Here is a 7,777-nt window from a genome sequence, read left to right as displayed (position 1 = left end):
CCCCTCGACCCCCAACCCCTCCGCGACCACCTCGCCGCCCACCTACCCGCCTACATGATCCCCACCGCCTACATCCCCCTCCCCACCCTCCCACTCAACACCGGTGGAAAGCTGGACGTGCGCGCGCTACCACCCCCGAGGCAGCACGGGACGCCGGGCAGGGGAACCCGAACCGTCACGGAGAGTGTGCTCTGCGAACTGTTCGCGGACGTGCTCGGGATCGACGGCGCCGGTGTCGACGACGACTTCTTCGACCTGGGCGGCCACTCCCTGCTCGTCCCCCGGCTGATCGGCAGGATTCGGTCGGTCTTCGGAGTCGCCCTGCCGATCCGGCGGTTGTTCGACCGTCCCACGGTCGCTGGCCTGGCCGCGGCGCTTGAGGAGCGGGGGGACGAGTACGGCGTCGGCGGTCTCGCCACGTTGTTCCCGCTGCGTACCGGCGGCACCGCGGCACCCGTGTTCTGTATCCACCCGGCCTCCGGTACCGCCTGGTGTTACGCCGGTCTGCCGCGGCACATCGGACGCGACCACCCCGTGTACGGCCTCCAGGACCCAGGTCTGTTGGACGCCGATCGACGACCGCGGAGCATCGGGGAGATGGCCGCTCGATACGTGGAGCAGATCCGTGAGGTGCGACCCACCGGCCCGTACCACCTGATCGGGTGGTCGTTCGGTGGCCTGGTCGCGCACGAGGCGGCAGTGCGTCTACAGACGCTGGGCGAAGAAGTCGGGCTTCTGTGTGTCCTGGACGGCTACCCGCTGGAGCGGGACCCGGACGCGTGGAAGTTCGAGCCGGTGGACAGCGTTGGTCGCACGGAGCAGCTGCGCCGCCTCGCGGGGGTCTCGGTGGACCTCGACGAGGATGAGGCGCGGGCCGTATACGACTCCATGACGAACAATGTCCGGCTCATGCGGGACTTCGTGCCCGGAGTCTTTACCGGAGACCTCACCTTCGTGATGGCGACGGCCGAGCGGGGGGAGAACCCACCGGAGCCGTCCGACTGGCGACCGTTCGTCACCGGCGCCGTCCGGGAACATCACGTTCCCTGCGCCCATCTGGACATGACGCGCCCGGATCCGCTGGCGCTGATCGGTGCGATGGTGGCCCGGTGGCTCCGAGATGCCTCATGATCCGGCACTCTCCTCTTCGCCGGCCGTCCATGTCCCGCGGAGCGAGGTCGCGCGCACGCTCGGCGGGACCCCGCGGCGTGCTCGGTGGGACGGCGTCGACATCGACGAACGGCCACTCCGCGCCGGGCGGCCGGTCCACGTCGCCCCCGCCGAACGTCAGGCACCGTATTTCACCGACCGCGTGACACCCGATCGTGCCGTGTTCGACGTCCGTGTTCCGTGGGGCTCGCCCAGCAGCGGGCGAGCGCCAGGGCGGGCCGGCCGTCCGGCACGGTCTCGTGACAGGAAGCTGGAGGATATGTGATCCCCCTGTCGTTCGTACAACAACGCCTGTGGTTCCTCGACCAGTTGGCCGGTCCGCAACCCACCTACAACGTTCCCTTGACGCTCCGGCTCTCCGGAGACCTCGAAGAGGCCGCGCTGGAAGCGGCCCTGGGAGACGTGGTCGCTCGACACGAGAGTCTGCGCACGGTTTTTCCCGAGGTCGGCGGCGAGCCGTACCAGCACGTGCTCGACTCCGGTGACGCCCGGCCGCGGCTTCGGGTGCGCGAGGTCGCCCCTGACAACGCGGAGGCGGTACTCCGGCAGGAGGCTCGCCACGCCTTCGACATTTCCTCCGAGCCGCCGGTCCGGGCCACGATTGTGCGGTTCGGTCCCGGGGAGCACATCCTCCTGCTGCTGATCCATCACATCGCGATCGACGACTGGTCCTTCACACCGCTCTGCAGGGACCTGTCCGAGGCGTACACAGCCCGCCGCCTCGGGAGTCCGCCCCGGTGGGAGGCCCTCCCCGTCCAGTACGCCGACTACGCCATGTGGCAGCGCGAAGCCCTCGGCGACCGGCACGATCCGGACAGCGAACTCGCCGCTCATGTGGACTACTGGAGACAGGAGCTGGCGGGCTCCCCCGAGCTGCTGGAGCTGCCTACGGACCGGGTGCGCCCACCGGCCGCGTCGGGCCTGGGACGCTCTGTTTCGTTCGGCTGGGACGAGCGGACGCAGGGAGCCCTCGTCGCGCTGGCGAAGGCCACCGGAACCACCGTGTTCATGGGGGTGCAGGCCGCGGTAGCGGCACTGCTCTCGCGACTGGGATCGGGAGACGACATCCCGGTGGGTGCGGCGTTCTCCGGGCGAACGGACGAGGCCCTCGACGACCTGGTGGGATTCTTCACCAACACCCTGGTGCTGCGTACCGACACCTCAGGAAATCCCACGTTCCGCGAACTGGTGCTGCGCGTGCGGGAGAAGAATCTCGCCGCGCACGCCCACCAGGAGATGCCGTTCGACCTGCTTGTGGAAGTGCTCAGGCCCGCCCGCTCGCTGGGCCACCACTCGCTCTTCCAGGTCATGCTCGCCTACGAGAACGCCGGGTCGTTCGACTTCGACATGCCGGGGCTCGATGTCTCGGTCCTGCAGACCGACACCGAAGTCGTCAAGTTCGACCTGTCGCTGACCTTCTCGGAGGAGCAGGTGTCCCCGGGCGGGCCGGACCGGATGACGGGGACGCTGCACTACGCGAGTGACCTGTTCGACCGAGGCACGGCCGAGTCGATCGCGGAGCGACTGGAGCGGTTCGTCAGTGCCGTCGCTGCCGACCCCGACCGTCCCATCGAGGCGGTCGAGGTGCTGTCGCAGGAGGAACGACATCGGCTGCTGGTCGAGTGGAACGACCTTCAGGAGCATCTCGACGTACTCTGGGCGAGTCGGCGCACGAACCGACTCCCTTGCGTCGGTCCTCTCAGCCACGTGCCGAAGCGGATCTGACCGTCCGGAGCGGGCCGGACCGCGTTCCTTCCTCCCGGACGAGTCGACCGTTGAGCCGCAATCCCGCGGCGTGTTCCGACGGCCGAGCCCGTGGCCCGGCGGACCGCCATCAGCCGCTTGAGTTCATCGGCGAAGTGGAGTACGTCGGTCGCGAAGGCGCCCGGCATCTCCGCCACCGGCCCGGCGTTGGCGGAGAGCACGGCGGCCCGTAGCGCGGCCTCCGTCCAGCAGCCTGGCAGCGGTGATGCCGGAGATCACACGCGGGCCATGCAGGACGAGCGCCGTCGCCCGGCCATGGGATTCCGTGTCAAGCATGACGGGAGTGGCCCCGCACAGCGCCAGCGGTTCGAGTACGGCGTGGAGCGCGCGGCTGCTCGGGTCTCGTACGGCACGAGTGCCCGGGGTCGGCCCTCGAAGAAAGGAGAGTCGCCAGTTCGGGAGCGACTTCGGCTGGTGGCACGGCGAGAACGGCGACATCCCACCCGACCGGAGGGTTCACTCGCCGTACCGGCGCCGAGCGCTTCTGCGGTCCGCACCGCGACAGGATCGCGATCCCGAAGATAGGTGGGTGACTTCACGGGCTCGCAGAGCGAGCGCGACGGACGTACCGAGGAGCCGCTGTTCCGCGCCTTCGAGGGCCGATGAGATCCAGGCGAGGGTGTCGTCGGCGCCTTCACTTCACCTCGTCGATCTCTGAGCCGGGATGATCCTGCCGCCGGTCCTGGCGAGAAGGTGGTCCGCTGGCGACGAGCTTGTCCACCTTGCGGGCCTTCCGTGATGGCGGGGATCGGGAACGACGTCAGAGGTGGCGGACCTCGGGCAGTGCCTCGTCCGCGATGCGGTGGAGGATGTCAGGGTCAGCCGTGTAGATGCCGTGCTCCCGCGGGGCATGCAGGACAAGGTGGGTAATGCCCGCCTTCGCGTACCGTTCCGCCTGGGCCAGGAAGGCGCTGGACGAGGAGAGGAAGTCACCTGCGGACGGTGTCACCACGAAGATGCGGTCCATCTCACCGAACTTGCGCCCATGCCGGGAGCAGGCGTGTCGTAGCGCGGCAACCTGGGCGGTGACCGCGTCGAGACACTCCTCGGGCGTGAAGCCCTTGGCCCAATTCTTGGGCCCGGTCGTCACCCAGGCCTGGCCGTGCCGGGCGGCGAGATCGATCCCTCGGGTACCGGCGGCGGCAATGGCGAGCGGGAGCCGGGGCTGCTGGACGCAGCCGGGGATCATCCTGGCCTCGTAGGCGGAGAAGTGCTCGCCCGTGAAGGTCGTCACGTCGGAGCGGAGGAGCCGGTCCGTCAGCTTCACGAACTCCGCGAAACGTGCGGCGCGTTCACCCGGCTTCAGATCCTCCTGGGTAAGCACGTGCGAGTCGCCCGCCCCGACCGAACCAGCTCCGATGCCCAGGACGAACCGGCCGCCGGAGATGTCGTCGAGCGCGATGGCGTCCTTGGCCGCGGTCACCGGGTGCCGGAAATTGGGGGAGGTCACCATCGTGCCCAGGGTCATCCGACGGGTCACGACTGCGGCGGCCGCGAGCACCGGGAAGGTGGAGAACCAGGCCTCGTCCTGCAGGCTCCGCCAGGACAGGTGGTCGTACGTCCAGGCCGAGTCGTAGCCCAACTCGTCGACGGTCTGCCACAGTCGCGCAGACCGGGCCCAGCGTTTCTCCGGAAGGATCACTACGCCCGTACGCATGGCGATTTGGTCCTCAGCCTTCCGTGTTGATGACGACGGCGTCGGCCTCGACCTCCACCAACAGCGAGGGGTGGGCGAGGGCCGACACCTCCACGATGGTGCTGGCCGGCCGGACGTCTCCGAAGAACTGGAGGTGGACGGAGCCGATGGCCTCCAAGGCGCTGATGTCCGTGACGTAGAAGCGGGTGCGCACCACGTCCTTGAGCCCCGTGTCTGCGTCCTCCAGCGCACCTTGGATCCGGCGCAGGCACTCGGCCGTCTGCGCCACGATGTCCGACCCGCCGACCGGCCCGTCGGGGGCGGAAGCGGTGCAGCCCGCCACGGTCACCCAGGGGCCTGTACGGACTGCGCGAGAATAGCCGAATATTTTCTCAAAATGAGTTCCGGCGGCAATGAGAGTGCGCTGCGACAAGATATTCCTCCTCTTAGGGAAAACATGGGAAGAGTATCCGCTCTCGGGTGCCGAATCGAAGAACTGTCCCGCCGGCGAGACAAGTCGGTCGACGGCACGCATTCGAACTTGCGGCCGATAGGTTGAGGTGCGATCCCAGGTCACATGTTTGCACCCGCGAAATGTCGGAGTTCTTCTACCACACCAGAAAGCACTCATGAACGTCTCTGATGCAAGAGATCTCTCGACCGCGCCGCCGAGGTCGGACAATTGGGAATACGGTGGCCATCTCTACGGACTGGAGCCGCTAGCTCTCCCCGCGAAGTGGTCGCAGTGGACCACTGCCGAGAGCTTGCTCCGGGGCGGCGCCGCGGAGATCTCGCCGGGGGATCCCTCCGTGTGGGAGTGCGACGCCGAGACGGCGTCGGAGTTGCGGCCAGCCGACGACGGGGAGACGGAGCGGTTGTTCTGGTTCCGGTGGATCACCGGACATCAGACGACCTTCGCCGTGTGGCAGCTGCTGGCCGAGACCCTGTACCAGGGCCGGCTCGCGAACACCGGTCCCGCTGCCGACGAACTCGCCCGCAGGGCTCGCTGCCTGATCCGCGTCTACTCTCTGATGCTGCTGTACGCCAGCTCCCCGCCACAGGAGATATACGAGCGGGTCATCAGGGACCCCATGGCACGCCAGCACCCCAACCTCAGCGGCGCCTGGGCCCGTGACTACGGAGACATACGGCCGCTCATCCGGGGCCGGATCGGCTTCGGCGGTAAGCTCCAAGCGGCAGAACTCGCGCTGGAGTGCCAGCTCAACGAGCAGATCCACGAGGGCATAGCGGCGCGGGTCGTGCCTTCCGGCGTGTCCCTGCTGCTCTCCCCGAAGGCCCGCCAGCAGACCCGGCAGCTGAACCGGGAGACGCTGCTATGGCTCTATGACGGCATCTTCCTGACCAGCAGGGCGCCCGTGTCGCGCGACACGGTGGTCCGCCAGCTCATCCGCCGGATCCACGCGATCCTCCTCGACATCCGCGCCAACGGGCTCTATCCGCACAACAGCCCCGACTCCGCGCCCGAGCCCCCCGAGCTGATGACCGACAGCGTCCTGGTGCTGAAGGACTCTTTCGCCGGAGTGCTGCGCGAACTTGTCGATCTCTCACGACTGTCGGCGACGGCCATCGATCAGACCGTCACCGCCTCCTGAACCTCGACATTCCAAGAAACAGGTGCATCCATGGCTACAGCCCAAGAAGAAGAGAAGTCGGCAGCAGAGGCGCAGTACTGCGCCGACACCTTCAACGGCGCCATCGCCTCGGCCGCACTGAGCGCGGCATGGGAGATCGGCCTGCTCGACGAGCTGGCCGTCAAGCGCCAGGTCGACATAGCGGAATTCGCCCGGGACCGGGATGCCCACCCTGAGACCGTACGAGCCTTGCTCGTGGCGCTCTCGGCCCGGCGCATCGTGTCGCTCGATCCACTCAGGGCGACAGCGTTCACCGACATGGGTTTCGAGTCGGCCTTCAGCACCAAGGGCTTCTTCTACTGGCTCACCCGAGGCTGCGGCGAACTGCTGACGACCCTCCCCACCAAAATTGCGAACGAGGACAGGCAGGGCCACTACGCACGTCGTGACGCCCGCGCGATCAGCGTCGCCTGCCGCAACATCGCCCGCACCTTCTTCGACCCGCCGTTCCGGGACCTCGTCCGGGACCTCGACATCGGCACGGTCGCCGACCTCGGATGCGGCAGCGGAGACCGGATCGTCATGCTGGCCGACCTTCGGCCGGAGATCAGCGCCATCGGTATCGACGTGGCCGAGGGAGCCATCGCCGTCTCCAAGGATGCGGTCGCCGAGGCCGGGCTCGGGAACCGCATCACGCTGGTGCAGGACGACGTGCTGAGCTTGACCCCGCGCCCTGAATACCAGGACGTGGACCTGGTCACCTGCTTCCTGATGGGACACGACTTCTGGCCCCGGGAGAACGCCGTGCGCACCCTGCGTTCCCTGCGCGAGACCTTCCCCAACATCAAGAGCCTCCTCCTGGGCGACACCTGCCGTTCCACGGACGTGAACGGTCCCGGACACCCCATGTTCACACTGGGCTTCGAGACGGTGCACTCGGTCATGGGCCAGTACCTGCCCACCCTCGACGAGTGGAGCTCGACGATCGAGGAGGGCGGCTGGCACATCACCGACCGCCGCATGATCGACCTGCCCGCCTTCAGCTTCATCTACCGCCTCACACCGGCCTGACCACCAGGAGGACACCATGACCATCGAAGCAACCTCACGGGCCGGTCGCCAGCGCCCGCTCGTCGAGCAGAACCTGCCCGTCTTTCAGACGATCCCCGGCCACTACGGCCAGACCCCCTTCTTCCTCACCCAGGACATGCTCGGTGGGCAGCCCGTCGAGATCGCGGGCGGCGAGATCAGCGACAAGGTCGGCAAGCCCGTCGCGGCCCCCCACACGCACGAGGTCCCGGAGATCTACGTCCTGATGTCACCGGAGCCCGGCGGTGCGGTCATCGAGGTCGTGGCCGACGGCGAGACGTTCGAGCTCGTCTCGCCGGCCGTCATGCTGATCCCCACCGGAGTGGTGCACCACTTCGTCACCAAGAAGGCGCAGCCAGGCAGTTACTGCCTGGGGGTGCTGCTCACCGGCGACAAGTCCGTTGCCGTCGGCTGATGACGCTCAGGGCGAAGGGGCCTTCGGCGCCGACCGCGCCGAAGGCCCCTTCGTCCGTCTGGCGCGGCCGTGCCGCCGCAACAACCGGAACTGGGCACGCGCACCCGGTCG

7 protein-coding genes are annotated in these 7,777 nt (G+C 68.0%); 5 read left to right on the top strand and 2 right to left on the bottom strand.

What is annotated here, in order from left to right; translation table 11 throughout:
• Nucleotides 1-1,131: alpha/beta fold hydrolase (locus ACFV88_RS35885; RefSeq protein WP_385496422.1), on the top strand; the 1,131-nt coding region annotated here is incomplete at its 5' end.
• Between the two features lie 300 nt (nt 1,132-1,431).
• Nucleotides 1,432-2,895 (top strand): condensation domain-containing protein, encoded by a 1,464-nt coding sequence (locus ACFV88_RS35880; protein WP_385496421.1) that lies wholly within the window; start codon nt 1,432-1,434, stop codon nt 2,893-2,895.
• Between the two features lie 799 nt (nt 2,896-3,694).
• On the opposite strand, the gene ACFV88_RS35875 is transcribed toward ACFV88_RS35880, so the two are convergent.
• Together ACFV88_RS35875 and ACFV88_RS35870 are read right to left on the bottom strand one after the other, a co-directional pair.
• Complete coding sequence (locus ACFV88_RS35875) at nt 3,695-4,591, bottom strand: LLM class flavin-dependent oxidoreductase (RefSeq protein WP_385496419.1); 897 nt, start codon at nt 4,589-4,591, stop codon at nt 3,695-3,697.
• A gap of 13 nt (nt 4,592-4,604) precedes the next feature.
• Nucleotides 4,605-4,919: a Rid family hydrolase gene (locus ACFV88_RS35870; protein ID WP_385496418.1), complete on the bottom strand. Its 315-nt coding sequence runs from the start codon at nt 4,917-4,919 to the stop codon at nt 4,605-4,607.
• A gap of 460 nt (nt 4,920-5,379) precedes the next feature.
• On the opposite strand from ACFV88_RS35870, the gene ACFV88_RS35865 reads away from it, so the two are divergent.
• The 3 genes from ACFV88_RS35865 to ACFV88_RS35855 are packed head-to-tail and all read left to right on the top strand — an operon-like array spanning nt 5,380 to nt 7,666.
• Nucleotides 5,380-6,183: a hypothetical protein gene (locus ACFV88_RS35865; RefSeq protein WP_385496417.1), complete on the top strand. Its 804-nt coding sequence runs from the start codon at nt 5,380-5,382 to the stop codon at nt 6,181-6,183.
• A gap of 30 nt (nt 6,184-6,213) precedes the next feature.
• The gene (locus ACFV88_RS35860) at nt 6,214-7,233 is read left to right on the top strand and encodes a class I SAM-dependent methyltransferase (RefSeq protein WP_385496416.1); all 1,020 of its coding nucleotides are present in this window, start codon (nt 6,214-6,216) and stop codon (nt 7,231-7,233) included.
• 16 nt (nt 7,234-7,249) lie between these two features.
• Nucleotides 7,250-7,666 carry a cupin domain-containing protein gene (locus ACFV88_RS35855; RefSeq protein WP_385496415.1) on the top strand — a complete coding sequence of 139 codons (417 nt, stop codon included), beginning with the start codon at nt 7,250-7,252 and terminating at the stop codon, nt 7,664-7,666.
• Nucleotides 7,667-7,777: the final 111 nt, after the last annotated feature.

This window comes from Streptomyces sp. NPDC059816 (genome assembly GCF_042732055.1).
In the GTDB taxonomy this organism is placed as follows: Bacteria; Actinomycetota; Actinomycetes; order Streptomycetales; family Streptomycetaceae; genus Streptomyces.
Note: the sequence above shows the minus strand (reverse complement) of the source record. Positions and strands in the feature narration are given on the sequence as shown.

Excerpts from the sequence above, each read along its gene's own strand:
- ACFV88_RS35875 (WP_385496419.1), bottom strand. The coding sequence starts at position 4,591 with ATGCGTACGGGCGTAGTGATCCTTCCGGAGAAACGCTGGGCCCGGTCT.
- ACFV88_RS35860 (WP_385496416.1), top strand. The coding sequence starts at position 6,214 with ATGGCTACAGCCCAAGAAGAAGAGAAGTCGGCAGCAGAGGCGCAGTAC.
- ACFV88_RS35855 (WP_385496415.1), top strand. The coding sequence starts at position 7,250 with ATGACCATCGAAGCAACCTCACGGGCCGGTCGCCAGCGCCCGCTCGTC.